Annotated in this window: 16 protein-coding genes and 1 tRNA gene; 6 read left to right on the top strand and 11 right to left on the bottom strand. The window is 40.0% G+C overall.

Going from position 1 to position 26,895, the window contains the following annotated elements:
- Positions 1-28: 28 nt before the first annotated feature.
- The 6 genes from MXE38_RS02635 to MXE38_RS02610 form a co-directional block, all read right to left on the bottom strand.
- A complete protein-coding gene (locus MXE38_RS02635) occupies positions 29-769 on the bottom strand; it encodes a GntR family transcriptional regulator (protein ID WP_246910932.1) in 741 nt (246 codons plus the stop codon).
- 749 nt (positions 770-1,518) lie between these two features.
- Complete coding sequence (gene asnS, locus MXE38_RS02630) at positions 1,519-2,919, bottom strand: asparagine--tRNA ligase (RefSeq protein ID WP_246910929.1); 1,401 nt, start codon at positions 2,917-2,919, stop codon at positions 1,519-1,521.
- 259 nt (positions 2,920-3,178) lie between these two features.
- Complete coding sequence (locus MXE38_RS02625; RefSeq protein WP_246910926.1) at positions 3,179-3,952, bottom strand: hypothetical protein; 774 nt, start codon at positions 3,950-3,952, stop codon at positions 3,179-3,181.
- 66 nt (positions 3,953-4,018) lie between these two features.
- Complete coding sequence (locus MXE38_RS02620; RefSeq protein ID WP_246910925.1) at positions 4,019-4,501, bottom strand: hypothetical protein; 483 nt, start codon at positions 4,499-4,501, stop codon at positions 4,019-4,021.
- An 854-nt stretch (positions 4,502-5,355) separates the two neighbouring features.
- Positions 5,356-6,447, bottom strand: a complete 1,092-nt coding sequence (locus MXE38_RS02615) for a YeiH family protein (RefSeq protein WP_246910922.1) — start codon at positions 6,445-6,447, stop codon at positions 5,356-5,358.
- A 662-nt stretch (positions 6,448-7,109) separates the two neighbouring features.
- Positions 7,110-8,021 (bottom strand): LysR family transcriptional regulator, encoded by a 912-nt coding sequence (locus MXE38_RS02610; protein WP_246910919.1) that lies wholly within the window; start codon positions 8,019-8,021, stop codon positions 7,110-7,112.
- A gap of 845 nt (positions 8,022-8,866) precedes the next feature.
- Here MXE38_RS02610 and rimP point away from each other — a divergent pair.
- The 4 genes from rimP to rbfA all read left to right on the top strand — a co-directional run bounded on the left by rimP (position 8,867) and on the right by rbfA (position 14,081).
- Positions 8,867-9,346 (top strand): ribosome maturation factor RimP, encoded by a 480-nt coding sequence (gene rimP, locus MXE38_RS02605; protein WP_246910917.1) that lies wholly within the window; start codon positions 8,867-8,869, stop codon positions 9,344-9,346.
- Positions 9,347-9,383: 37 nt separating this feature from the next.
- Positions 9,384-10,913, top strand: coding sequence for a transcription termination factor NusA (gene nusA, locus MXE38_RS02600; RefSeq protein WP_246910912.1), 1,530 nt, complete (start codon positions 9,384-9,386; stop codon positions 10,911-10,913).
- A 15-nt stretch (positions 10,914-10,928) separates the two neighbouring features.
- A complete protein-coding gene (infB, locus tag MXE38_RS02595) occupies positions 10,929-13,478 on the top strand; it encodes a translation initiation factor IF-2 (protein ID WP_246910908.1) in 2,550 nt (849 codons plus the stop codon).
- Between the two features lie 240 nt (positions 13,479-13,718).
- Positions 13,719-14,081 carry a 30S ribosome-binding factor RbfA gene (rbfA, locus tag MXE38_RS02590; protein WP_246910899.1) on the top strand — a complete coding sequence of 121 codons (363 nt, stop codon included), beginning with the start codon at positions 13,719-13,721 and terminating at the stop codon, positions 14,079-14,081.
- Positions 14,082-14,507: 426 nt separating this feature from the next.
- On the opposite strand, the gene MXE38_RS02585 is transcribed toward rbfA, so the two are convergent.
- Positions 14,508-14,597, bottom strand: a tRNA-Ser gene (locus MXE38_RS02585).
- A gap of 559 nt (positions 14,598-15,156) precedes the next feature.
- Between MXE38_RS02585 and gdhA the strand changes: the two genes are divergently transcribed.
- Positions 15,157-16,509 carry an NADP-specific glutamate dehydrogenase gene (gene gdhA / locus MXE38_RS02580; protein ID WP_246910895.1) on the top strand — a complete coding sequence of 451 codons (1,353 nt, stop codon included), beginning with the start codon at positions 15,157-15,159 and terminating at the stop codon, positions 16,507-16,509.
- A 1,304-nt stretch (positions 16,510-17,813) separates the two neighbouring features.
- Positions 17,814-19,427: a methyl-accepting chemotaxis protein gene (locus tag MXE38_RS02575; RefSeq protein WP_246910893.1), complete on the top strand. Its 1,614-nt coding sequence runs from the start codon at positions 17,814-17,816 to the stop codon at positions 19,425-19,427.
- Between the two features lie 346 nt (positions 19,428-19,773).
- Here MXE38_RS02575 and dapB read toward each other — a convergent pair whose 3' ends face one another.
- The 4 genes from dapB to MXE38_RS02555 form a co-directional block, all read right to left on the bottom strand.
- Positions 19,774-20,550 (bottom strand): 4-hydroxy-tetrahydrodipicolinate reductase, encoded by a 777-nt coding sequence (dapB, locus tag MXE38_RS02570; RefSeq protein ID WP_246910891.1) that lies wholly within the window; start codon positions 20,548-20,550, stop codon positions 19,774-19,776.
- Positions 20,544-21,062, bottom strand: coding sequence for an N-acetyltransferase (locus tag MXE38_RS02565; RefSeq protein WP_246910884.1), 519 nt, complete (start codon positions 21,060-21,062; stop codon positions 20,544-20,546). Before MXE38_RS02565 ends, dapB begins: the two co-directional genes overlap by 7 nt.
- Before the next feature lie 876 nt (positions 21,063-21,938).
- Entirely contained in the window at positions 21,939-23,762 is a 1,824-nt protein-coding gene (locus MXE38_RS02560) for a DNA repair protein RecN (RefSeq protein ID WP_246910882.1), read from the bottom strand.
- A 584-nt stretch (positions 23,763-24,346) separates the two neighbouring features.
- The gene (locus MXE38_RS02555; protein ID WP_246910880.1) at positions 24,347-26,527 is read right to left on the bottom strand and encodes a hypothetical protein; all 2,181 of its coding nucleotides are present in this window, start codon (positions 26,525-26,527) and stop codon (positions 24,347-24,349) included.
- Positions 26,528-26,895 lie beyond the last annotated feature (368 nt).

Genomic DNA, 26,895 nt, shown 5'->3' with positions numbered 1-26,895 from the left:
ATTAAAGTAATTAGGGGCTTTATTTTTATTAATCATCAGAAAAAGAGCTGCTGCCATCGCTAAACCAATCGCTGTAACGCTTCATAATTGGTTTGTGAGTCTTAATAATTTGGCTTAAATGCTCAGTTAGGAGCTCTAAGGTGCCATCAATATCATTGGCCTTTAGACGCTCAAAGATCTCATCGTGCTCATGGGTAACACCATCGGCATGACCTTCTGTTTCAAAGGATAAGAAACGGATACGATCCATTTGTCCTTTAATACTTTGAATAGTATTCCAGGCCATTGGAGCATTGGATAAAGCACAAAGACGCTCATGGAATAAATCATCTAAGCTTAAGTAATTAGACTTTAAATTATCGTCATGGCTAATATTGTGCTGTTGGTCAAGCACCTTTTCAATTTGATTGAGACAATGTCTCTTAGTGCGCTCATCAAGTTTAGTAATGTTAAGTACACATTCCTTTTCAATAGCAGTACGCACAAAGACAGTTTGCACTAATTCACTTACTGAAATGCGTTCAACAATAGAGCCTCTTTGAGGTAATACTGATAATAAGCCCTCATAGCTTAGGCGCATTAAAGCTTCACGAACTGGTTGGCGTGAGACATTAAAATGAACTGATAAAGAGTTCTCTGAAAGTAGAGTGCCTGGCTTAATGGTGGTCTCAGTAATGTGCTTACGTAAAAAGTCGTAGATTTGCGGGCTGATGACCTTTTTAGGATAAAGCCTAAGTTTAGGAAGGTTTACAGTGTTAGCAACTGACATAAATAGGATTCCTCGAAAAAAGTGATCATCGATAAAGCGTTGGTAAGGATAAGCAAGGGAAGAACTGTTGCAAAATGTATCCAAACAATAAGTAAAGCTCTAGTTATTGTAAACTAACCAGCTAGTACTAAACACTAGTGTACTAGTTGCTAGTTATGTTTGTTATTTGATATTTACATTGAAAATATAGCTAATAACCTTATTATAGTATATGACTAAAAACTAGTATGCTAGTAGGGAATGTTTTTTTAATTACAAATCTGTTTGTTAGCTCACAAAAGCTAGGCAAAAGATAGGCAAAAGCACCAGCCCTCAAGAGCCTATCTAGCCCAAAAAGCGCCAGTCTAAGCGTCAATGTTAGCTCAAACTACTAACAGCATAAGTATATTGAGCAAACAGTAACACATAGCCTGCAAAGAGCAATCTGCAAAGAGCAATCTGCGTCCATCTTCCACCTTCAGCCTACTGATGTGCAGTTTATTAGCCAGGCTTTTTTGCTGATTCACATTGCTTATAATTTAGTGCCCTAGCATGAGCTTGAATGACATATAGGGTAGACGTGGTAGTAGTGGCTATAAAGGCCCATAGGAGCCACAGTAGGACTTAGAAGCCCATAGTAGTGATGATAGGAGAGATAGCCAATGTGGTCATGGTAGTTATGGTAGGTTTTAGTGGAGTTTAGTTATGAAAAAAGCCTAGCTTAATACAGCTAGGCTTTTTTAGATTAATCTTAATCTATTTCTTTTTAATTAGAAGTCGGCATTGCGTGGGGTACGTGGGAATGGAATAGCATCACGTACGTTGCCTACACCAGTAATATAGACAATTAAACGCTCAAAGCCTAAACCGAAGCCTGAGTGAGGTACGGAGCCATAACGACGTAAATCACGGTACCAGTAGTAGGAGTCCTTGTTTAAGCCCATTTCTTCCATGCGCTTATCTAAGAGCTCAAGACGATCCTCACGCTGGGAACCACCAATGATCTCACCAATGCCTGGGGCTAATACGTCCATGGCAGCTACAGTTTTACCATCGTCGTTTTGACGCATGTAGAAGGCCTTAATGTCCTTTGGATAGTTCTTAACTACTACAGGAGACTTAAAGTGCTCTTCAGCTAAGTAACGCTCGTGCTCGGACTGAAGGTCGATGCCCCACTTAACTGGGTTTTCAAACTTCTTGCCACACTTTTGTAAAATCTCAATGGCATCAGTATAGTCAACCTGAGCAAAGTCAGCCTTAATGAAGTCCTCTAAACGAGTGATAGCATTCTTATCTACTCTTTCAGCAATAAAGGCCATATCATCAGCACGCTCGGTTAAGATGCGCTTAAATACGTACTTAAGCATATCCTCAGCTACAGCTGCGCAACCATCAAGGTCGGTAAAGGCCATCTCAGGCTCTAACATCCAGAACTCGGCTAAGTGACGAGTAGTATTGGAGTTTTCAGCACGGAAAGTTGGGCCAAAGGTATAAACCTTAGAGTAAGCACAAGCATAGGTCTCAACGTTTAACTGACCAGATACGGTTAAGTAAGCATGCTTGCCAAAGAAGTCCTCACTGTAGTCAACCTTGCCCTGATCATTCTTAGGGAGATTTTCTAAGTCAAAGTTAGTGACAGTAAACATTTCACCTGCACCCTCACAGTCAGATGCAGTAATGATAGGGGTAGAAACCCACATAAAGCCACGCTCTTGGAAGAAAGAGTGTAAAGCGTAGGCTAAGGAGTTGCGGATACGCATTACAGCGCCAATTAAATTAGTGCGTGGACGTAAGTGAGCATACTCACGTAAGTATTCTACAGAGTGGCGCTTAGCAGACATTGGGTAGGTATCAGGATCTTCAACAAAACCTAATACTTGTACCTTAGTAGCCTTAAGCTCAACATCCTGGCCCTGACCTTGAGACTCAACTAACTGACCTTCAACCATTACTGAGCATGAGGTAGTAAGTTTTAATACTTCGCTCTCGTAATTGCTCAAATCAGAGGAAACTACGACCTGAAGATTATTGAAGCAGGAGCCATCATTTACAGCCAAGAAAGAAAAGCCAGCCTTAGAATCACGGCGGGTACGGATCCAACCGCCAACAGTGATGGTATCACCTACAGTGCACTGATGGTTTAATACATCTTTGATAGAAACAAGAGACATTGAACTGCTCCAAATTAATAATAGCTAGGTTAGACACATGCTCTATTGCTGCTAACCTTTAAATGATGCTCTTAATGCGCTTATTTAATTATGCGCTTTGCAAAAAACGATCTTAAGATCCTAAGATAGCTAAGCTAAGTATGCAAGCGCAAAAATAAAAGATTTTTGATTATAAAACAAAAAGCGAACCTAAAGGTTCGCTTTTGTAAAATAGTATTATTCCATAAGTAAGTAGCATCAAAATGATGCTCTTACTTGATTATTTGTTAGCTTGAGACTGTTCTTGAGCGTTGCTCTTACCCTGCTCAAATGGCTTATCTTGCTCACCTTGACAAGCAGTTGCTTGTGCCTCGGCCTCGGCCTCTTCGGCCTTGGCAGTGCCAGTAGCGGCTGCGTCAGTAGCTGCATCAGCAGCTGCGCTAGCAGCGGTAGCTGCTGTTGCGGCTTTGGCATCTTGGGCTGCTTGTAAGGCATCAAACTCTTGCTCAAGCTCTTTGGCCTTTTGAGCTGCTGCTTCTTTTTGCTCTTGTAAGATTAAGGATTCTTCAACTAAGTGGCCATTTTTGCACTTAACAGTGAACATACCACGTGGACGATTGCTCTTAACACCTACAATTAAAGCTGGTAGTTTGTTTTGATTGTGCTCTTTCATATAGCGATTGATTTCGTGAGCTGGAGCCTCACCAACTAAACGAGATTCAATATGAATAAGACCAAACTCAGGGACATCAATAACGCCTTTAATTACAGTAATGCCTCTTACTGGCTCACAAGAGTCAACCTCAGCCTCAATATAAGTACCATTATTTAATAGGCTTTTAATGCGGCTGGCAATAAAGAAAGACTTAACAGCCATGATAGCAAACAAGACAGCCATAAACATTTGTAAATAGCCATCTTGACCCTCAGAGCGTACATAAAAAGCCAATGAAAGTGCAATTAAAGTAATTAAAACGTAAATCACGCCAAAGACAAATTGAGCTGTGCCTACACGTGGCTCAAAAGATTGGCTAGAACGAACATGAAAAGCCATAGTAAATACCTAAAATACTAAACAAAACTCATAATATTAATTTAGAAAGAAAAATTAATTCTGTAGTTAGCGCAATACACTCACTAAGCCAGAGTAGCTATTGCTTGGATGGAATGAAACCAACTCTTCATCTTCAGTAAAGTGGACGGTTAAAGCGCAAGAACCTTGTAGTACTAACAAAGAATTGTTGGTCATAGAGTCAATGCTGGCATCGCCTACTAAGTTTACTGGAACCTCTAAAGATAGTTGTTGCTTTTCATTAGGGGCAATATTTTCATTAGTGATCTTTTTACTTAAAGTAGCCACTTTGACATTATTTAAGAACACATCAGCATCGATAGCCTTAATTGGCAAAGCACTTTGAGACTTATGCTCAATAGTGTAGCTAATTACGAATTTAGGCTGATCGTCTTGATTAGAAAGGCTCAGACCTTCAACTTTAAGCTTAGGGGTGCTAGCACCTTCTGGTAAAGATGAAGCACAAGATGTTAAAAACAGCGCAGTAAGAGCTAAGAGTACATACTTAAATGATGAGATGAATTTAGCCATGGTATTAAAAACAAAATAATAGCAACTAAACAGATACTGTTTAGCTAAAAGGGCATCCTCGTAAGCTTAATTTGTAATTTAGGATAGTAAGGGCAGCAAAGGCAAGGATAGGATTCATAGCAAAGGTTTGATTAGTGCTTACAACTAAGCTTAGGTGAGCTTTGCTTAAAAAAACTCGAACCGTAATCATGACAGTCTATCCCAAGGCTAGTATTAACAAGCCACTGTAAGTTTACGGTTCGAAGTTTTATTTTAGCATTAATGAAATATTTTGTGATGAGGGCTGATTTAAAGAAAGAGCCTATTTTAGGCTTTAAATGATAATAAGTATTATTTTACAAGCGTAAGCCAACAAAAGTTGTGGTAGTGGAGAGTTTAGCTTTGGGACTTTGCTGCTTTGGTGATTTGTTTCTTTGGCAATGAACAAGTTCTTAGAGGTAGCTGTGAAATTGCTGTAGGGGTAATGGTTTGGTGGGGCGAGGAGAGATTTTGGGCGCAATAGGGGCGCAATAGGGGCGCAATGATAGAGTTAATGGTAGATAATAAGCAAAACTAACGATCGTCTTTAAAGCATGTGCAGATACAGTTTTATTAGGATGCCAGCCACCCCTATGCAAGATGACTGGCGACATTGTAGTTGTTAGTATGTTTTTTAATCTAAATTCAGTAAAAATACAATAGGGTTGGAAAAATTACTTAACTGTAGCTATTCATGTTCATGAAACTAACCATTAAGTGGAACTGACTCTTATCGTATTTAGAACAGTTTTCATCCTAGTATTTTTTCTTAACTTGTACCTATCACCTAGACTTGAGTGATAGGCACCGTTTAGCCTTTAGATTTTTTTCCTAAGTTAAATAAATAACTGAGGAATGTACAAGGATAGGAAGTAACCACCGACTAGTAACCAAACAAAGAGTAGTAAAGCTAGTACAAATGGTTTGGCTCCTGCGGCCTTAAACTTGTCGATACTGGTTTCAATACCCAAAGCTGTCATAGCCATGGTAAGAAGGAAAGTATCGAGATATTCAATAGTGCTATTGAAAGGTATATCTTTAACATTAGTTACACCTACATATTCTCCAATTAAAGTATTGAGAGCAATAATCACGATAAAACCAATGGCAAAATATGGAATAGTGATTTTAGTGCGCTCTTTTACCGCATTGTTGCCGTCAGTGTTTGAGGCTTTATTACGTTGATATGAAAGGGCAATAGCCATTACTACAAGCACTGGTGCCAAGAGCATGACGCGAATCATCTTAGTAATAGTAGCTGTGCCTGCAATACCTAAAGTATCTGTAGGATCCATAGCATTGCCAGCTGCGGCTACGTGTGCCACCTCATGTAAAGTAGCGCCAGTATAGATAGCTGTTCCAATATCGCCTAAGTCATTTAACCAGCCAGAGTGATACATAACTGGATATAAGAACATCGCAATAGTTCCGAAAATTACCACTGTTGAAACTGCAACAGCGGTGGTATGACTAGGGCATTTAACTACTGATTCTGCGCCTAATACAGCAGCTGCACCACAGATAGCACTACCAGTTGATGTCATTAGTGTAGTTTGGCTATCCATTTTTAACAATTTGCCCAGGGCCATACCAATGCCCAGTGTGCCGATGACTATAATAAGGTCTACCACAATGGCAGGAAGTCCTACAGCATAAACATCCGATAAAGTTAGTCTAAAACCATAAAGCACAATACCTGTACGCAACACTTGCTTTGTACAGAATTTAATTCCTGGAACCCATTCTTGAGGTAACTTACTTCTTAAAGTATTCGCATAAAGAGTTCCTAAGAGGATACCTACAATTAAAGGACTTAAGGATAAGCTTTTAACTACTTGCAGTTGAGAAATGTAAAAAGCTGCCAATGAAAATAAAGCGACCAATAACACACCATTAAGGGTGTTTGCACGATGTCCTTTTTTAAACATTTGTTTCCTACTAATAAAGAATTAAAAATGCATAGTAAAGTGAGTACTTAGCTCATCTTTAAGATGTGGTTGTAAGATACGCTAACTTTGCCTAATGATCTAATGATATTTAACTATCTCTCATAACAAAAAGTTATAATGACTACTGATTTTTACTTGCAATGATTTTCCGCAAACGTTAACGATTAGCTAAAATAAAACATTTTTTTACAAACAGTTAATATTAAAATGTTTGTTAAAATTCAAACTGTTAATGTAAAAATTAATTTTTCAAATACCACTATCTAAGGCCATTTATTTATACTTTATTTACAAAAATCGGACTCTTGTCAGTATGTGAGCCAAGGGCATTTTTCTCTGATGTAAATAATTTTATTAGTCAGGAGGGCTAACAATTTATTAAGCTCTCTCCCCTACGTCTTAGTTATCATGTAGATGATAGAATGTGCTCGTGTTAAAAGTATGAGGGCTAACAATTTAACTGGGACTACAAATTTTGTTAAAAAAATTTTTGATGCTTGTTCTTTAAAGTCTGTAATTGCGACGGTAGGGGCGGGGCGGGCGTAGAAAAAGAGAATATGTAGGTTCTTTAGAAGGGATGTCCATTGCCAACTTTACAGGGGTTGCTATGTTAGTTGGCAATTAATTAGGACTTATTTTTTTTAGAAAGTAATAGGGGTGGCTTTGAGGGCCTCTTTTTTGACATAGTCCATAAAACGAAGAGCAAGAGCTTGTTGAGGGCCTGGGGCCTGAACAAAGCATAAGGAGCGAGTGAATTTTAAGCCTGGGACACGTAAAGGTCTTAAGAGGCCTTGATTAACTTCTTTGGTTACGGCATGTTTAGATAAAATACATAAGCTTTCAGAGTTTTGAGTAAAGAGTTTAATAGCTTCGGTATTACCTAAATAAATGCGAATATTAAGCTCAGTTAGTTTAATGCCATGTTCTAAGAGGCGTTGTTCAATAGCATCTAAGGTTCCAGAGCCACGCTCTCTTAACACTAAAGGTAGTCGTTTAAACTCCTCAATGTAGAGGTTGCCATTAGTTCCAATTTTATTTTTGGCCGCAGTTAGAATGGTCAACTCATCTTCTAAAAAGGGCGTATAAGTAAACATAGGAAGACGGGTAATACCCTCAATTAAGCCCAAATCGATAGTTCTTTCATCTAAAGAGCGCTCAATAAATCTGGAGTTACCATTGAGCATGGAAATGTCGGCGTGTGGAAAGTCCTCAACAAAAGTAGCTAAGTAAGGTGGTAGTACATATTGAGCAATAGTAGTACTAGCTCCCATACGCAATTGTCCTACATGATCATTATGTAGTAAGTGCATTTCATATTGTAAGGAGTGATACTCTTGTAAAATGCGCTCAGCATGATGCAATAGTAAGTCGCCAGCCTCAGTTAATACCAACTTATTGCCTTGACGCTCAAATAGTAGTGCTTGGTATTGATCTTCTAAGTTTTTGATATGGCGAGTAACGGCAGGCTGACTAATAAACAGATCTTGAGCAGCCTTAGTAAAAGAAAGGTTTTTAGCGGCAGAGTAAAAGACTTTTAGTCGAAAGTCAGGCATAAAATGCTCTCCTACTAACAATCAATAGGCATAGATCTAACCAAGAGAGGCAAAAGCATAATATAAGGTATCTTTCTCTCACAAAAGTTTCAGGACAATGAGGTTTTGTCCTTGTCTCTTGTACGTTAGGCAAGTTTAACCTGTATAGGAAGTGGTATTTGCTAATCTTGCTAAGGCTAAAATTGTAGCCTACAAGAACTACCAGAGTCTTACCCTTAGGTCTTGAATCTAAAAATAGCTACATATAAAAAAGCATAGCATAATCATAATTAATATTTGGAATAATTTTTTGTGAGCTTGCTTGGTATTTTGGCGATTCAAGTAGCGGTTGTCAGATCATAAAGAGTCAAAATCAAGGCTTAATCAATTGCCCAAACGAGGCTTTTTTTCTTGATTTTGCTTGCATTATTAGCATTATTTTGGTATAAATTGAGCCACTTTAGTTAGTCGCAACAATAGCATTAAGCGCTATTAAAGAATGGTAGCTAATATGGTTTTTTAGTTTTAAAGTTCATCAAAAAAATCATTGCTACTACGTCATCGCCCGATGGCGTGCAAGTTTAATTTGCACTCTCATAGAATTACAGAGTGTTCAAGTTGCACTTGCGAAAAAGGTGCAACTTTTAAAAGAAGCCCCCTTATCGGGGCTTTTTTGTTTCTTGAATTTACCTGTCAAAGGCTTTTGGCCACTCTTTTCATCCCAAAATACATCCATAATAGGCATATGAATTAAAGTTTGCTCTAGTGCTTATCCATAGTTCATAAAGCATATTTATGCACAGATTTCATGATGAAATACAGGTAAAAAAGATTACTTGGTTTGTCCTTTTGTTTATGAGGTATTAATGGCTGGAAGTTTAGAGCAAAAGCTTCAAGAGCTCATTGAGCCGATTGTTCAATCCTATGGCATGGAGCTGTGGGGCTTACGTTATAGAGTAGGCAAGAACACTGCTCATTTACAAATTTTTGTAGAAGGTGAAAATGGTGTTGATGCTGATGCATGTGGCGAAATTACCAACACTTTATCCCCAATGTTAGATAGTGCTGATCTTATCGATCCAGCCTATATTCTTGAGGTTTCCTCTCCAGGCTTAGATCGCATTTTATTCACCAAGGAACATTTAGCTAAGAGCGTCGGTGAGCAAGTGAGCGTGTCATTAAAAATTGCCTCAGAAGGACGCCGTAAGCTAGAGGGTAAACTTATCAAAGTAGAGGATGATGGTTCTTTTACTGTTTTAGATAAGAACGCTCAAAGTGAATTTGTGGTCGCGTTTGAGAATGTATCTTTAGCGCGCATTGTGCCAGATTTTTCGGCATTAATTTAGGAGAGATGCTAAGGCATCATTAAAGAGGTTATACCAAATGGGTAAGGAAATCATTGCGATAGCCGAGGCGCTCTCCAATGAGAGAGCTATTCCAAAGGAGAAAATTTTCGAGGCTTTGGAAACAGCTTTAGCTACTGCTACTAAGAAAAAGTACACTGTTGATATCGACGTACGTGTTGAGATTGACCCTAAAGAGGGTAATTACACCACTTATCGTCGCTGGGTAGTTGTGGATACTGATGGTCCACTACCAAATCCAGTACAAGAAATTTCTTTAGCAGCTGCACGTGAAGAATATCCAAACATTGCTGAGGGTGACATCATTGAAGATGAGATTCCTTCAGTAACTTTTGACCGCATTACCATTCAAACTGCTAAGCAAGTTTTATCTCAGAAGGTAAAGAATGCTGAGCGTGAGCAGTTAATTGCTGAGCAGCGTGAGCGTTTAGGTCATGTAGTAAATGCCACTGTTAAGCGTCCTGGCCGTGAGTTCATGATTTTGGACTTAGGTAATGGTGCAGATGGTTTATTACGCCGTGATCAAATGATTCCTCATGAGACTTTTGGTCGTGGTGATCGTATTCGTGTCTTATTAATTGATATTAAGCCTGAAGGTAAGGGCCCTCAATTAATTTGCTCTCGTACTGCCCCAGAGTTCTTAGCTGAACTATTTAGAATTGAAGTACCAGAGATTGGCCAAGATGTTATTGAGATTATGGGTGTATCCCGTGATCCTGGTTCTCGTGCCAAGATTTCTGTACGTTCTAAGGATAAGAGAGTTGACCCACGTGGTGCTTGCATTGGTATGCGTGGTGCTCGTGTTATGGCAGTATCCAATGAGCTTGGTGGCGAGCGCATTGATGTAGTCTTATGGGACGAAAATTTAGCACAGTACGTTACTAATGCTATGGAGCCAGCTGAGGTTTCACGTATTGTTATTAATGATGAAAAACACAGCATTGATTTAGCTGTTGCCGATGAAAACTTAGCTTTAGCTATTGGTCGCAACGGTCAAAATGTTCGTTTAGCATCTCAAGTCTTAGGTTGGAACCTCCAAGTTAAGGCTGAGAGTGAAATGGATAAGGAATTAGCTCAAGAGGCTGCTCAAATTGTTAAGTTCTTTGTTGAGAACTTAGATATTGATGAGGACTTTGCTCAGGTATTAGCTGATGCAGGCTTCCACACTTTAGAGGAAGTAGCCTACGTTCCTGCTGAAGAATTTTTAGAGATTGAAGGCTTAGACGAAGAGTTAGTTAAGGCCTTACAAGAGAATGCTAAGAAGGCTCTTGCTGCTCATGAAGATGCCCTTAAGAAGCAGGGCGCTGAAGAGCTTATGAAGATTCAGTCTATTGATACCGAACTTGCTATGCAGTTAGTTGCTAATGGTATTAAGACTTTAGAGGATCTAGCAGAGCAAGCAACTGATGATCTCTTAGATTTAGGTATTGATGAGCAACGTGCAAGCGACATTATTATGGCCGCTCGTAATTTAACCTGGTTTGCCCAAGAAGATGGCGCTCAAGACAATGCTGCCGCTTCTGCGCAAGACAATGCAGCTCAACAGTAAAGAGGAAAAGTATACATGGTAGATGAGTCTAAGAATAATGAGGATAAGTCTTCTCGCTTATCTTTAAATCGTTCTGCCCATTCCACTGTTAAGGTGCAGGATTCAACAGGCAAACGCAAAATGGTTCAAGTTGTTCACAAGAAGAAGTTAAACTTCGATCCAAAACAAGCTGAAGCTGCTCGTAGAGAGCAAGAGGAAAAAGAACGTGCTGAGGCAGAGGCATTAGCAAAGGCTAAGGCACAAGCAGAGGCCAAAGCTAAAGCCGAAGCAGAAGCTAAAGCTAAGGCAGAAAAGGCTAAAGCAGAGGCAGAGGCCAAGGCTAAAGCTAAGGCTGAGGCTAAAGCTAAGGCTGAGGCTCAAGCCAAGGCTGCTCAAGCTGCCAAGTCTAAGGCCGAAGAAGATGCTGAAAACGAAAAGTTAAAGCGTGCCCAGGAAGAAGAGCGTGCTCGTAAGTTACAAGAAGAGACTGCTCGTCAAGCTGAAGAGGCTCGCCGCTTAGCTGAAGAAAATGAGGCCCGTTGGGCAGCTGAGGAAGAAGAGCGTCGTCGCATTAACGAGTCTGACAGCTTATCTAACGCCTCTGTTTATGTTCGTGAGGCTGAGGCCCGTCAAGAGCGTGAAGAAGAGAACCGTGGTCGTCACCGCAATAGCGATCGCAACAAGACTGTTGCTAAGAAGCGTGAGGAGAGCGAGACTCAAAACTTCGGTAATAACCGCAATCGCCCTGGCAAGAAGGCTCAAGCTCGCAATCAACGTGGTGGCAATGGTGCAGCTAAGGCTAACCAGCAACAGCACGGCTTTAACCGTCCAGTAGCTCCAGTATCTCGTGAAGTAGTTTTAGGTGAAACTATCACTGTAGCTGAGCTTGCACAAAAGATGGCCGTTAAGGGTGCTGAGGTTATTAAGTGCTTAATGAAGCTTGGCGAAATGGTTAATATTAACCAGGTTATCGATCAAGCTACTGCTCAGATCGTTGTTGAGGAAATGGGTCACAAGGCTGTTTTACGTAAGGAAAACGAGCTTGAAGAGTCCATTTTAGCTGACCGTCAGGTTGATGCTAAGGCATTACCACGTGCTCCAGTAGTTACCATTATGGGTCACGTAGACCATGGTAAGACCTCTTTATTAGACTTTATCCGTAAGTCTAAGGTTGCAGCTGGTGAAGCTGGTGGTATTACTCAGCGTATCGGTGCTTATCACGTAGATACTCGTGGTTCTGGTATTACCTTCTTAGATACCCCAGGTCACGCCGCCTTTACTGCAATGCGTGCTCGTGGTGCTCAGGTAACTGATATCGTTGTTCTTGTAGTAGCTGCTGATGACGGTGTAATGCCTCAAACTTTAGAAGCTATTCAACACGCTAACGCCGCTAAGGTACCTTTAATTGTGGCTATCAATAAGATTGATAAGCCAGGTGCTGATCCAATGCGCGTTACTAATGAATTAATCCAACATGGCGTTATTCCTGAGTCCATGGGTGGTGAGGTTCAGTTCGTTGAAGTTTCTGCCAAGACTGGTCAGGGTGTTGACGAATTATTAGAGGCTATCTTGTTACAATCAGAAGTTCTTGAGCTTACTGCTGTAGCTGAGGGCTTAGCTTCTGGTGTTGTTATTGAGTCCCGCCTTGATAAGGGTCGTGGCCCAGTAGCCTCCATTTTAGTACGTGAGGGTACTCTCCATAAGGGTGATGTGGTTCTTTGTGGTCTCGAGTATGGCCGTGTTCGTTCCTTACGTAATGAAAAGGGTCAGAACTTAAATGAAGCAGGCCCATCTTTCCCAGTTGAGATCTTCGGCTTATCTGGTGTGCCAGATGCTGGTGATGAGGTAACTGTAGTACGTGATGAGAAGAAGGCACGTGAAGTTGCTTTATTCCGTCAAGGTAAGTTCCGTGAGCTTAAGATTGCTAAGCAGCAAAAGGCCAAGCTTGAGAACATGTTCAAGGACAATCAAGCTTCAGAGCTTAATGTGGTACTTAAGGCTGATACTCAGGGCTCTGTTGAGGCTATTTCTGATGCTCTTAACAAGTTGGCAACTGATGAGGTTAAGGTCAACATTATTGGCTCTGGCGTAGGTGGTATTACTGAAACCGATGCAACCTTAGCTACTGCTTCTTCTGCCATTATTGTAGGCTTCAACGTACGTGCTGATGCCCCAGCTCGTCGTGTTATCGAAACTGAGGGTGTTGACTTACACTACTATAGCGTTATTTACGATCTTATCGATGACGTTAAGAGTGCTATGTCTGGTATGCTTAAGGCTGAAGTACAACAACGTATTATCGGCTTGGCTGATGTTCGTGAAGTATTCCGTCATCCTAAGTTTGGCTTCATTGCTGGCTGTATGGTTACTGAGGGTATTGTTAAGCGCTCAGCTCCAATTCGTGTATTACGTGATAACGTGGTTATTTACGAAGGTGAGCTTGATTCTTTACGTCGCTTCAAGGATGACGTTAAGGAAGTACCAAATGGTAACGAGTGCGGTATCTGCGTGAAGAACTATCAAGACGTACGTGTAGGCGATCAGATCGAAGTCTTCGAGAACGTTGAAGTTAAGCGTACTTTATAGTCCTGTGACTTAATAAGACTCTTAAAGCTGTTGCTTTAAGGGCCTTAAAATCAATAAGCTAAGGCCTTTTGTTTGACAAAAGGCTTTAGAGATATAAAAGGCTTCAGACTTAAGATAAGTATGGAGCTTTTTTATTATCAAGAGCCGCTATGATGCTAATACTCTACAGTATAAAAGCAATAGCATGGTTAACTACTTACAAACTAACGTAGGATTACGTGGGTTGTGGGAGAAAGATTTATGCCTAAAAGTTATGGTCGTAATGAGCGCATTGCCGCTTCACTGCGTAGAGAGGCTGCTCGTATTTTATCTACAGAAATTAAAGATCCACGTGTTAGCTTAGCTACTGTGACTGAGGTTAATGTAGCTCCTGATTTACGCAATGCAACTATCTTTGTTTCTTTCATTGATGATGATGAGACCAAAGTAAAAGAGGCTATGCAGGTATTAGATAAAGCCTCAGGCTTTGTGCGCTCTACCATGGCATCTCGTTTAAAGATGCGCTACATGCCAAATATCAAATTTGAATTTGATAGCTTAGTAAAAGAAAGCATGAAATTAGATGCTTTAATTGCTAAGGGCTTAGGTAGCAGTGATGAATAGTTAAACTTAGAGCTCATCTTTGAAAAAAGATGAGCTTTTTTTATGTCATAGCCACAGGCCATGCCTATGCCCTTACCCTAACCCAAGCGTCAACTTAATCAAAGCAAGCTAGCTAGCTAGCTAGCTAGCTTGCTTGTTTGCTGTCTTAGAGCAGATAGTGGACTTGCTAGTTTGCTAACCATAAGTGATGCTGCTACAGCTACAGCTATATCCATGCCTATGCCTATGGCTCTGGCCTATGCCTATGTAAATGCTAATGCCATAGCGCTGCGCTAACGCTAATGCTAGCGTCCAGTGTCTGCTATTGAGGTGGTGGTAGATTGAGGAGAGGCTAAGAGAGAATAGGGAGGCGTTGTTTAGATTGGTTGTATCTAGTTAAAAGGCAAAAAATAAAAGGCCTAAGCCTTTTTATTTTTTCATCCCTGATGGCGGATGGAGTGAGATTCGAACTCACGGAGGACGTCAATCCTCGACGGTTTTCAAGACCGTTGCATTCAACCGCTCTGCCATCCATCCGCATCGGTTTGTGCGCACATTATACCTAACTTTTTTTAGTATGCAAGAGTTTTATGAAAATTAATCGAACACTAAGGCGCTTAGTTTGAGTTTCAGTTAAGTTTTTGTAGAAAGTTTTGCATTGAGCATGAGATATTTTTACTTTGGTATTGATATTCATCAAAGTTAATTAATCATTTTGGAACACGTCTAGAGATTTTTTACAGATTTTTGAGTGACATGCATCACAGAACGCTTAAATCTGTGCACTATTTTTGAAATGGGATTTTGAGTTGTTTTAGAGACAAAATAGAGCAATGTGTCTTTAAAAATTTAGTTATCTTTCTGCGTAAAAGGCTTAAATGTCGTATTTATATAAAAAATCACTAGCTAGAATAGAGATGTTTTTCTCCAAAATTTTCTTAAAAATAGCGCACTTTTATAGTGCTATAAAACGCTATTATGGTGCTATAAAAATGAATTTTAGGTGATTTGATAGATTTTTATTGATCCAAAAAGTGTGGATGCGTAAATTATCACCATCAACTTCAATCTTTCATCTACTTTTAGGAGAAAATCCATGTCTTATTCACAACAGGTTTTTGAAGAGCTTTCCTCCCGTTATGCATACCAGCCAGAGTTCCTTCAGGCTGTTCAAGAGGTATTAGGCACTTTACAGCCAGCTTTAGATAAGAACCCTGCTTATCAAAAGAATAAGATCTTAGAGCGTATCACCGAGCCAGAGCGCGTTATCCACTTCTTAGTACAGTGGGTTGACGATAAGGGTGAGGTACAGGTAAACCGTGGTTACCGTGTACAGTTCAACTCTGCTATTGGCCCATACAAAGGTGGTTTACGTTTCCACCCAACTGTAAATGAGGGTGTATTAAAGTTCTTAGGCTTCGAGCAGATCTTTAAGAACTCCTTAACTGGTACCCCTATCGGTGGTGGTAAGGGTGGCTCTGATTTTGATCCTAAAGGTAAGTCTGATAACGAAATCATGCGTTTCTGCCAGGCCTTTATGGTTCAACTTCACCGTTACATTGGTGCAACTGTTGACGTACCAGCTGGTGATATCGGTGTTGGCGGTCGTGAGATTGGTTACCTCTACGGTGCTTACAAGCGTCTTACCACCTCTTACGAGGGTGTTTTAACCGGTAAGGGCTTAAACTACGGTGGTTCTTTAGCTCGTACTGAGGCTACTGGTTACGGTACCGTTTATTTTGCTCAAGAGATGTTAAAGGATCGTGGTGATTCTTTAGAGGGCAAGGTTTGTGCTGTATCAGGCGCTGGTAACGTAGCTATCTACTGTTGTGAGAAGTTATACCAAGTTGGTGCTAAGCCAGTTACCGTATCTGACTCTCGTGGTAGCATTTATGACACCAATGGTATTAATGTAGAGATCTTAAAGCAGGTTAAAGAGGTTGAGCGTGCTTCCTTAACTCGCTATGCTGAGCTTGTTCCAACTGCTAAGTACGTACCAGTAAATGAGTACCCAGAGGGCAAGCACTTTGTATGGACTGTTCCATGTGATGCAGCTTTCCCATGTGCTACCCAAAACGAGCTCTTCTTAGAGGATGCTAAGACCTTATTAGCTAATGGCTGTATCTGCGTTGCTGAGGGTGCTAACATGCCTTCAACCATCGAAGCTATCAATGCTTTCTTAGCTGCTAAGATTGCTTATGGCCCAGCTAAGGCTGCTAACGCTGGTGGTGTAGCTACCTCTCAATTAGAGATGGAGCAAAATGCCTCTATGTGTTCTTGGACCTTTGACGAGGTTGATAGCAAGTTACACAACATCATGGTTAACATCTACAAGAATTCTGCTGAAACTGCTCGTGAGTTCGGTCAGGAAGGCAACTTAGTATTAGGTGCTAACATCGCTGGCTTCCGTAAGGTTGCTGATGCTATGATTGCTCAGGGTGTAATCTAAGCCTAAAAGATAAGAACAAATTTTCTAACCAAGAATAATTTGTCCTAAAAAAGATTGAAGCAGGAGCTCTAGCTTTGCATAAACAGTGCAATCTAGGGCTCTTAGCTTTTTGACCTTCCTAATTCCCTCCAAATACTCATCCCCATTCGTTTCACTTCATTTTCACTATCAACTAAAAAAACAAGTTTACCTTCCCTCTTTTTATTTTCATTTTATAGTGCCCTGCGCCTAGTGAAAGTTTGCAAAAGTTCATTTACAACCATGATCTGACTAAAGGCCTGAAATTATCTAGGATTATTATGTTTAACCAGTAAACGAACTTTCAGTAACTTTCACTAGCGCTTGCGTCTGCGTATGCGTATGCGTATGCGCCAATGCAAGTGTAAGGGAGTGCCTGCGCCAGAGTCTACGCCAGAGTCTACGCCAGAGTCTACGCCAGAAGCTGCGCCAGAACTTGCGTTTGCGCCATGGTATGGGATAGCGCAATTGCCAGAGTTGCAAGTGCCTGCACTTGCTTTACTTGGTGTTGGCTGTACTTGGCTTGGGCATGGCGTTTAGATAACTTGGCGTTATGAAGTGCTAAAAAAATTCATTTAGTGTATTTATACAAATCAATAAGAGTTTTCTTAAGGTCAGCTCAAGGATAGATATTAGTTAAAGAAACTTTTGTGCTTTTTTAATATGTTTGAGTTCTAATATTTTGCTTAAAAATCCTAAACTTTGGTCAAGAGTGCAAGTAATTTTATGGTTCTATTGCCATATGAAAATCGTATATTTTGTGATTCAAGATCGTAATTTAAATTTAATCCTCTTAAGAATATGGATTTAATCATAACTTGATGTTATAACTATGAAACAAAATATATCTTCTAAATTATTTTACTATCCAAAGATCAAGCAAAGTGCGTTGGGCTAAATGATTCTATTTAGCGTGCTTGTTATCTTTACTCTTAGTTAAACAAATTTTAGGCACTTCCTATTACTGAAGTACTTTAAGAGGTTTTATTTATATTGCCATGCTTGTACTTAAAAGTTCTTAGAGTTTTTTTTGTTCTGACATTAAAAGTTGTAGTGCGACGTACTTGCTTATAGTGTATGAGAGTTATACCAATCAAACATATGCATTATCGAGCAAGAATTGTGAGCTTATTAGCAGGAATGTTTTATCTTTAAGGCTAAAGTTTTTTGGTGAGCTTTGGTCAAGCAATTCTTTTGTTTTTTTACAGGTTACTTTGAATCATAGGTAGGGTTTACGCCTACTTTCCATGTATTAGTACTACTTGCCATTTATAGGACTATTAAAAATGGGTTGGTATTATAAACTTCCAATTAAAGTCAAACTTTTATTGAGTTTTAGCGCTCTTATTGTAATGACCTTATTTATTGCAGTCTCTGCTGTGGTTTCTATGAAACAATCGCAAGATGTGGCATCTTATGTTCATTGGACTTTAGAAGAGAGATATCAACGTATTGAGCGTGTTTCTGAGGCTGGTCGTAAGCTGCAAAATATGATTTTCGTTTATGCTAGCAATGGTGATTTTGGCTCTGAGACTATCTCTCATGCCACTGTTTCTGATGCTGCTAACGATTTTAGACGCTATGCCAATGCTCTTGTTCCTGGTAATTTCCCTAATGAAATTAGAGAAATTAAAGCTGGTGCTAATCAGGTATTAGATATTTTAGAGAAAAAAATCACCCCATTTGTTGAGCAAGGTAACTCTATTGAAGCTCTTGCTTCTTATGCTAGCGACATCATTCCTCTTTATGGCTCCATGTTCATTAAGTTTAACTATGTCAGTAATAATATGATTAAAGAGGTGTTTGCTCAGGTAGACTCTGTTGCTGATACCCGTCCTATGTATGTAGTCATTGCTATTACTTTAGCAGCTATTATTTTCTCCTTAATTATTGCTGTTATTACTTCTGCTTACATTAAGGGCGCTGTATTCCACACCATTACTAATTTACGTATTATTGAAAATCAAGATTTCTCTCAGTCTTGCAAGAGCCATTATAGTGATGAGTTTGGTGATCTCTCTAATGTACTTGAAAATGTACGTACTAAACTCTCCAGCGTTCTTAAGACCTTAATTTCTTTAGCTGATAATTTAGGCACTGAAATGCAGCATGCTCATGCTTTAGTAGAGCGCTTAGAGCATCATGCTGCTGATAGTGAGAATAGAACTATTACTGTAGCTGCTGCAGCCAACCAAATGGTTTCTACTACTCAAGAAATTGCTAAGAACTGCGAAATGGCTGCTAACATTGCCCAGTCCTCCACTGATAAAACCAATGAAGGTATGCTCAAGGCTAAAGAGTCTATTAGCGCTATTTATGATCAGGCCGAACAAACTAAGGCTAATGGCCAGCAAATTGAGGCTATGGTTAACCAGTCACGTAGCATTAATAGTATTGTTAACACCATTGATGAGATTGCTGCCCAAACTAACTTACTAGCATTAAACGCTGCTATTGAGGCTGCTCGTGCAGGTGAGGCAGGTCGTGGTTTTGCTGTGGTTGCTGATGAGGTTCGAGCTTTAGCAAGTCGTACTAGCTCCTCTACTAGCGAGATTACTGATAAGGTTGAGCGCATGGTTGATGTTGCTAATCAGGCCAATGATTCTATGGCCAAGTCAGTAAGTGGTATTGCCTCTTTAGCTGATGATACTTCCTTATTAGATAGTGTTCTTACTGAAGTTCTCAATCATGTACAGGACGTTAATACTCAAATTACCCAAATTGCTGCTGCTGCCGAAGAGCAAACCAATGCCTCTAATGAAATCTCACACAGCATGCAAGAACTTACTGATATTACCAGAGATGTAGCTGGTATTGCTGAGGAAACCAGCGCTGTGGTTAATAACTCCTTTAACCAAATTGGCATCCTAAACGACAATATTCGTAAGTTTAAGATTTAATACTTATCCCAAACAAAGATTTTAAACTTTCACCTAAAGCAAGAAGCTCATTTGCCAAAAAATGGGCTTCTTTTTTGAAAGTTAGCTCTCTCAATACAAGCAATCACAAGGATACAAGCCTGTTCTAAGCCTGTTAAGCAGCAAGCAAGCTTTTTAAATACTGCCATGAGATAGCGCTTGTCAGGCTGCAATCATGTATCAGGCAAGCTTGCAAACGAGCTGCGCAGGTGGTCTTGGTAAGCCTTGCTAATGTATGGTAATGCTTTGGTAGTAAAAATAAGGCCCAATTTTCCTTGGGGTGAAAACTGGGCCTATTAAATTTTGGGTTTTGGTTTTAGTGCAAGTATTAGATACGATTGAGCTCTAATACTTCTTTCATGCTGTAAAGACCTGGCTTTTTGGTAGCTAACCATAAAGCAGCACGTAAAGCGCCACGAGCAAAGGTAGCACGAGAGGTTGCAATATGCTCAATACCAACACGCTCACCATCGGTTAAGAATAAAGCCTGGTGCTCACCTACAACATCGCCGCCACGAATAGAGCTAATACCAATAGTACCGTATTGACGCTCACCTGTAATGCCATTGCGGCCTGCAACCATAACATCCTTGAGCTTAACACCACGAGCCTCAGCTGCAGCCTGCCCCATAGCTAAAGCAGTGCCAGATGGTGCATCTACCTTATAGCGGTGGTGAGCTTCAATAATTTCAATATCAGCATCCTGCATGATAGCAGAGGTCTTCTTAATGAGGGCTAACATAACATTAACACCAACAGAGAAGTTAGCTGCAAAAACAATTGGTACGCTTGCAGAGGTGCTAACAATTTTAGAGTGCTCGTCTTCACTAAAACCAGTAGTGCCTAAAACCACATGGCTACCATGCTCTTTAGCATAGCTTAAAACCTTTAAGGAACACTCTGGGCGGGAGAAATCAATGAAAACATCTGGGGCACTAGAGAGTTTCTCAACAGAGTCTACAAGTTCGCCATTAAAGCCTAATGGTAATTGAGTATCATTTTTAGAAATACCTGAGACTACTTTAAAGCCATCAATGCCTTGGCAGCAATCAAAAATGGCATGTCCCATACGGCCAGAAATACCTACAATGCAGACTTTTAGCATGAGGAATACTCCTTTACTAATATATGTAAATGGTGGAATTTTTTGTTTGTTAGTTTAAAGCCTAGCTGGTTATAGAAGCGTAATCCTATTCTATTGTATGGCTCTACATAGAGCTTAGTGCTAGGGCAAAATCGGCGGGCAAAGATCTTTTCACAAAAGTTAATTAATGCAGAACCAATACCGTGACGATAGTATTGAGGGTCTATATAGATAGCGTGGATATAGGCTTCTTTATTACTATGAGCTTGTATTGAAATAAAGCCATAAACTCGAGCGCTATTCTCAACAGAGCAGGCAACAAAAATTTCATATTCCTTTTTTTCTATACGTCTTTGCCATACATGTAACAGCTGGTTTAAGGTCATCCCTAAGGGAACCATACGATTTTCATCTTTAACTGCTTTAAGCTCTACTATAGAAATAGCTGCTGCATCATCCAATACAGCTGGACGTATGGTAAAGAAGCTTTTTCTTATCTCATGACCAGTGTTGGAAGTGATGATTGTTGTCATTAAAAAAACACCTTAATCTACTAGAGCTAAGTGGTTAACTATCGAAAAGCGAAATAATAAGTAGGTAAAGACTGAGCAAAAATAGGTGAAATTTGAGCTCAATAATATTGCTGTAGGAATTTTAATAGAATTTTCACTAAAAAGGGTCACCAGTCTTAACCTTTTGTATTTAAGGGCAATAATGGTGCAAAAATCTGTTTTTATGCCATCAAAAATAGGCAGTAAAGACAAATTTGAGCCTGCAAGAGCGCAACAGTGCTAGCAGCTAAGAGAGCTTGGGGCTACTTTAGTATCCTGTTTACTTAACAACTACATGGCCCAGTTAAGATTTAAGCAAGAGAAAGCTAACTCAATGAGCAAGGAGCCACTCCCCTGTAGCGCATCATTGCTAAGCCAGCGCAGCACTTGCGACAGCACAGAGCCAGCACTGGTGTCAGCGCAGAGCAGCACTTGCGATAGCGTAGCGTCATTACAGGTCAGAGTAAGTGTGTGCCAGCGCAATGGCAAGCGATAGCGTGCGCATAAGCGTAACTACGTAGAATGAAGCAGGGTAGATTTAAATTGGCTACGCCATGAAGCTAACGCTATCATCGTATGATTTGGCAGGAGTAATTCACGAGACTGAAAGTGCCAGAGGAATACATGGGTAATGGGACATTGTGGGAAAATGGTAGATAGTTTGATGGCCAAGTTGATAATGTCCTAATGGGGTAGCAAGGCAAGGCTTAGTAGAGCTGTGCCGTGTAGGAAAAGTCAAGGATGTGTAGGACTGGGTAGAGCAGTTTAGGGCTGTGATGAGCTGGGTTAAGGTTATATCTTTTGGCCTGGTGGCCAAAAGATGTAGGGTGGGATGGATTTGCTTGGTTAGTTAGTTAGTTAAATATCATGCAAGAGTTCGTAGGCGCTCTTACGAGTAGTTTCAGTAATGATGGAACCACCAATCATACGGGAGATTTCCTCTACTCGGCCCTCATTATTAAGCATAGCTATAGTAGAGTTTACTCCACCTTGTTCGTTGCTCTTTGAGACTACAAATTGGCTATGGGCCTTGGCTGCTACTTGAGGTAAGTGGGTAACAGTAATTACTTGTACGTATTGGCCTAGTTCATGTAATAAAGAACCTACAGCAGAGGCAGTTCGTCCTGAAATACCTGTATCAACCTCATCAAAAATTAAGGTTGGGGTAGATTTAACCGAGGCGGTTAAGACCTCAATAGTAAGAGCTAATCTTGAGAGCTCACCACCAGAGGCTACTGCTGCTAGTGGTCTTAGGTCTTGTCCTAAGTTGGCTGAAAACATAAAGCATAGCTCATCACGGCCATTAAGGCGTGGACGACACTCTTCATCTCTATGGATAGTAATATCAAAACGAGCATCAGGCATAGCTAAAGAGGTGATCTTTTGGGCAATTTTTAAAGCCAAATCACGGGCAACCTCAACACGAGCCTCAGAGAGCTTTTTAGCTTGCTCCTCATAGAGATTACGGGCGCTCTTAACTTCTTGAGTGAGCTTATTAATAGTGTCTTTTAAGCCCAAAAATTCATTGACCTTGCGTTCAATGCGATCAGACATTAAGTAGAGCTCTTTAGGTAAACAAGAGAAGCGTCTAGCTAGTTCGTGAGCTTTACTCATTTTGCCTTCAAGCTCAGTGGTGCTCATTTGTAAAGTTTGATTGCTCAAATCATCAGCTAAATTGGAGCCCTCATCCAGGTGCAAAATAGCAGCCTCAATGTTTTCCATAATCTTGCTGATATTAGGATCAAAAGCTTTTACTTTGTCTAATTCCATTAAGCGCTCACGCAAAATAGAAATAACATTAGAATCGCCACCCTCAACTACATTTCTAAAGTTAGCTAAAATGTAGCTAAATTGAGCTTGATTCATAGCACGATCAAACATGGCCTCAAGTTCTTCATAGTCGCCTTCTTGGAAAGCAAGACGATTGAGTTCCTCTAAGTCATAGCGATCTTGTTTATAAGTGCTAGCACCTTGCTTTTGTAAATCTGAAATTCTAAATAGCTCTTGGCGTAAAGAACTATAGTTGTTAAAAGCTTGATTAACCTCATTTACCAAAGGCTTTAACTTACCATAGTTATCTACTATTTCTAGCTGGTGCTTTTCATCCATGAGCTTGACGCTGGCATGTTGGCCATGAATAGCAACCAAATATTCACCTAACTCTCTTAGCTGAGTTAAGGTAGCCATGTGACCATTAATATAGGCCTTAGACTTACCATCGCAAGTAACAATACGGCGTAAAACTAAATCTTGCTCTTCATGTGTGTAATTTTCCATACCTACAGCTTGGCCGTCAGCTACTACCCCAGTATCAACTTGGCTATAGTCATAAGAGCTATCAATACTTTCTATAGGAGATTGATATTGGGTGTTGCCATTGTAGTTATGGGCATGTGCTGCTGAGTCTTGTTCAAAACGCTCATCAGTAAAGCCGTATTCTTGAAGTAATTCATTGACCTTAGGATTGTCTTTAATGGAGAATAAACCTGAAACTTCAAGTTGTTTTTCGCCTTGACGCACCATATTAGCATCAGCCTTAGCACCTAAAACTAATCCTAAAGCATCTACCACTAAAGACTTACCTGCGCCTGTTTCGCCAGTAATACAAATCATGCCAGCTGTAAAATCAACTTCAGCCTGAACTGATAAGGCAAGATTGTTTAATTTTAGTTGTTCTAACATGACGGCTCCAAGCTTTGGTCTTAATCAAGATTTGAGCAAGTTTAAGAAATGAAATTATTGTAAATATTGCTAATTCTAGCAAACTTTTAAGACATCTTTACATACAAGACACTAATTTTGTCTTATTTAAAATAGTAGAAATCTTAATAAAAAGCAAAAAAGCTTTATAGAGGGCTAATTAACCAGAAATTATTTTGTTGCTATTTTACATGTTATATAGATTTTCATAAATGAAACCTATAAAGGCCCATCTGCGTAACAAAAGTCTTAATACAATTGTATTACTTAATCTACGTAATTTTTTCTAAAAGTTTAATGTAAATTTGGCTCTTAATTAAAATCAGACTCCCCAAGAGCTCCCTTGGAACTACATAAGAGCTTACTAATAGGGGATATTAGGTCTAGCCTTCAAGCTAGCTTAGTTTTCCCTCAGATTATTTTAGGTCAGGGTTAGGAGCAAAGATGGGCTTAAGAGGTTTATAAGGCTACTGTAGAGCCTACTGAGGCTGATGAGAGAGAGAAAAAAAGCCAAACTCTAATGAAGCTTGGCTTTAATAATAGATTTTTAGTTATTTTTGGGATGATTACTTATTTTCTTTGAAAAAGAATTGAGCAGGTAAGGAGCCATCACTTTGGCGTTTTGGTACTTCACCTTTAGTGTGATGGTTGACCCTATAGCCTTGAGTGTCCTTATTTGGAGTTAATAAGAAGCTATTGTTGTTCTCAATATTGCCATTAACTACATCGCCATAAATACCATCAGTACTTCTTAGAGAAAGGTTGTTAGTAAAATGACCTTGTTCTTGAGGTGATTTTACAAAAGGTCCATGGCGGAAAATGTAATTGAAGCGCTGATTATCAATGGAGACATTATTGCTAACAGCAATTGCGCCTGGATTAAAGTTGTCGGTAAAGCCGTCCATACCATTTCGATAAGCAATGCTGCCATCAATGCTATGGGCCACAGGTAAGCCCTCACCGCCTAGCTTAAAGCCATTATTGTTGTTAAACATGGCAACAGAGTCTTCGATTTTAACTGCGCCATTAGGGCCATCTTCAATCTTATTAAAGAGATCATAGCCATCATCGGCATTACCCCAAGAAAGAGCTCTTACAATTCGGTTGCCATCACCTACACGCATTTTCACTGCAAAGCCGTCAGCATTAATATTGCCTGGATCTTGGTTCTCATGAGAGGTGCAGTCCTCAATAAGATTATGGCTAGCCCATAAGGCTCGACCTACCTCTTTAGGGGACGCTACCCAAATACCTGTATCATCACAAGCATAGGCGTTAATAAAAGAAAGGTGGTTGTAAGAGCCTGAAACATTAAGTGGTTTAGTAGTGACGTTAAAGCCTGTAAGTTTTAGATAGCTAGCAGCTACATTAAGACCATGGAAAACTACCTTATTAGAGCCTTGTAAGGTCTTTAGACCAGCAGGGGAACCTGAGCATTGTGAGTCTAAAGTAGTTAAGTCATATTGACCATCTAAAAGGTAAACTACGCCGCCATCTTTAACTAGTTTTAAAGCAGTAGCTACATCTAAAGGACTATTTTTAGTGCCATTACCTTGAGCGTTGCCATGGGCAGAGGCGTAAAGAGTAGCACTGCCTAATAAGTCATTATCTGTTAGGTTGAACTTGCCCTTTAGAGCTTTTTGCTCAGGATTGTTAGGAGTAAAGGTATAGCTAATAGTGCGCTCAGAGTTGTTTAGAGGTAGCTTTATATTGATGAGCTCTCCTGCTTTTACTGCAATTGGGGGCTCTTGTGAGCTAAGAGCTAATAAACCATCGCTATTCGTGCGGGCGCTAAAAGTGTATTGTTGATCGTTGTTATTAATAATAGGGGCGCTATTAAGCTCAAGGTAGGTCTCTTCACTAGGTGCTTGGTAGTTTAGATCTAACAGGTTAGCATCACTGGTGGTTAGTGTTGCATCCAATACTGTCATACGAGCATTACGTGAGGAAAAGAAGCCTACATAGTATTTGTCATTATCAAGCTTTTGTACTCTTTGAGGGTAAGAGGTATTAAGGCTGATAAATTCTTTAGAACCTTGAGGTGCATAGCTTGATACAAAGCCTTCATTAGTACGTTCAAGATGTAAAATAAAAGTATTATTCTGTTCTAAATTGATATTTTGAGCGACATTACGTCTTTGCATGGCAATATTTTGGTTGCCCCAAGGATAGAGTACGCCATTGCGGTCTAACTGCATAATGTCGACATTAGTATGATTGCTCTTATCATGGGTCATGACAGCTGTCATTACCATATTAGAGGAAGCTGGAAACTCTTCAATGCCTGGAACTACTTGTTCATTACGAGCAGGGCCTAATATATCTCTTACTAATAGACCACAGCCCTCTTGAGCTGCTGGCTTGGCTCCATTTTCAGGGCCGAATTGATCAATACGAACTAAAGCTTCTAGAACAAAGTTTTTGCTGCTATCAATAGTTGTGTAGTAGTAAGTAAGGCCATCGTGGCTATTACCAATCTTACCGCCACGGCTTTCTACAGTAATAGGAAATGCTAATGGTTGTGCTTGTTGAGGCAGTGCTTTTAATCCAGATGGTAAGTAGGTGAAGTTAACTCCTACCTTATCCTTAAGCACGTTGGTAGCAAAGTTGGCATCGGTCGATTGACCAAAGGTAATACTCTGCCAATCAGAGCTATGAGTGATGGTTTCTTGGTGAGTGCTACAAGCACTAGTTGCTAAAGCTAAAGCTAAAGCCAAGCTTAAGCATGATAGAGTTACTTTTTTCATAGAAAATCCCAGGGCAGAATTACTAGCTTGATACCTAGCCTGCTTATTAGTTAACAGCAGGCCAGATAATGGGCTACACGCTTAGTAAGATTGGTGTAGAGAGTGAGGGGGCTTATTAGTAGTTGTACTTGATACCTACACGCAAACGTGTTTGACGGTCATCGCTAGTAGAATCAACTTTGACATTGCCAATCTGAGCAAAAGGAGCCCAATGATTATCAATCTGGTAAGCTACTTTAAACCTAAAAGTTAGCGAATAGTGTCATGCAAGAAGTATCCTTGTCAGGAACACTAAGATTCGATTAAACCAATATGCTGAAAAAACATCTTGTCACGCTTGGTCATTTCTGGAGTGAATCTTGCGCAAG

Origin of the sequence: Anaerobiospirillum sp. NML120448 (assembly GCF_023050945.1) — a bacterium.
Lineage (GTDB): Bacteria > Pseudomonadota > Gammaproteobacteria > Enterobacterales > Succinivibrionaceae > Anaerobiospirillum.
Note: the sequence above shows the minus strand (reverse complement) of the source record. Positions and strands in the feature narration are given on the sequence as shown.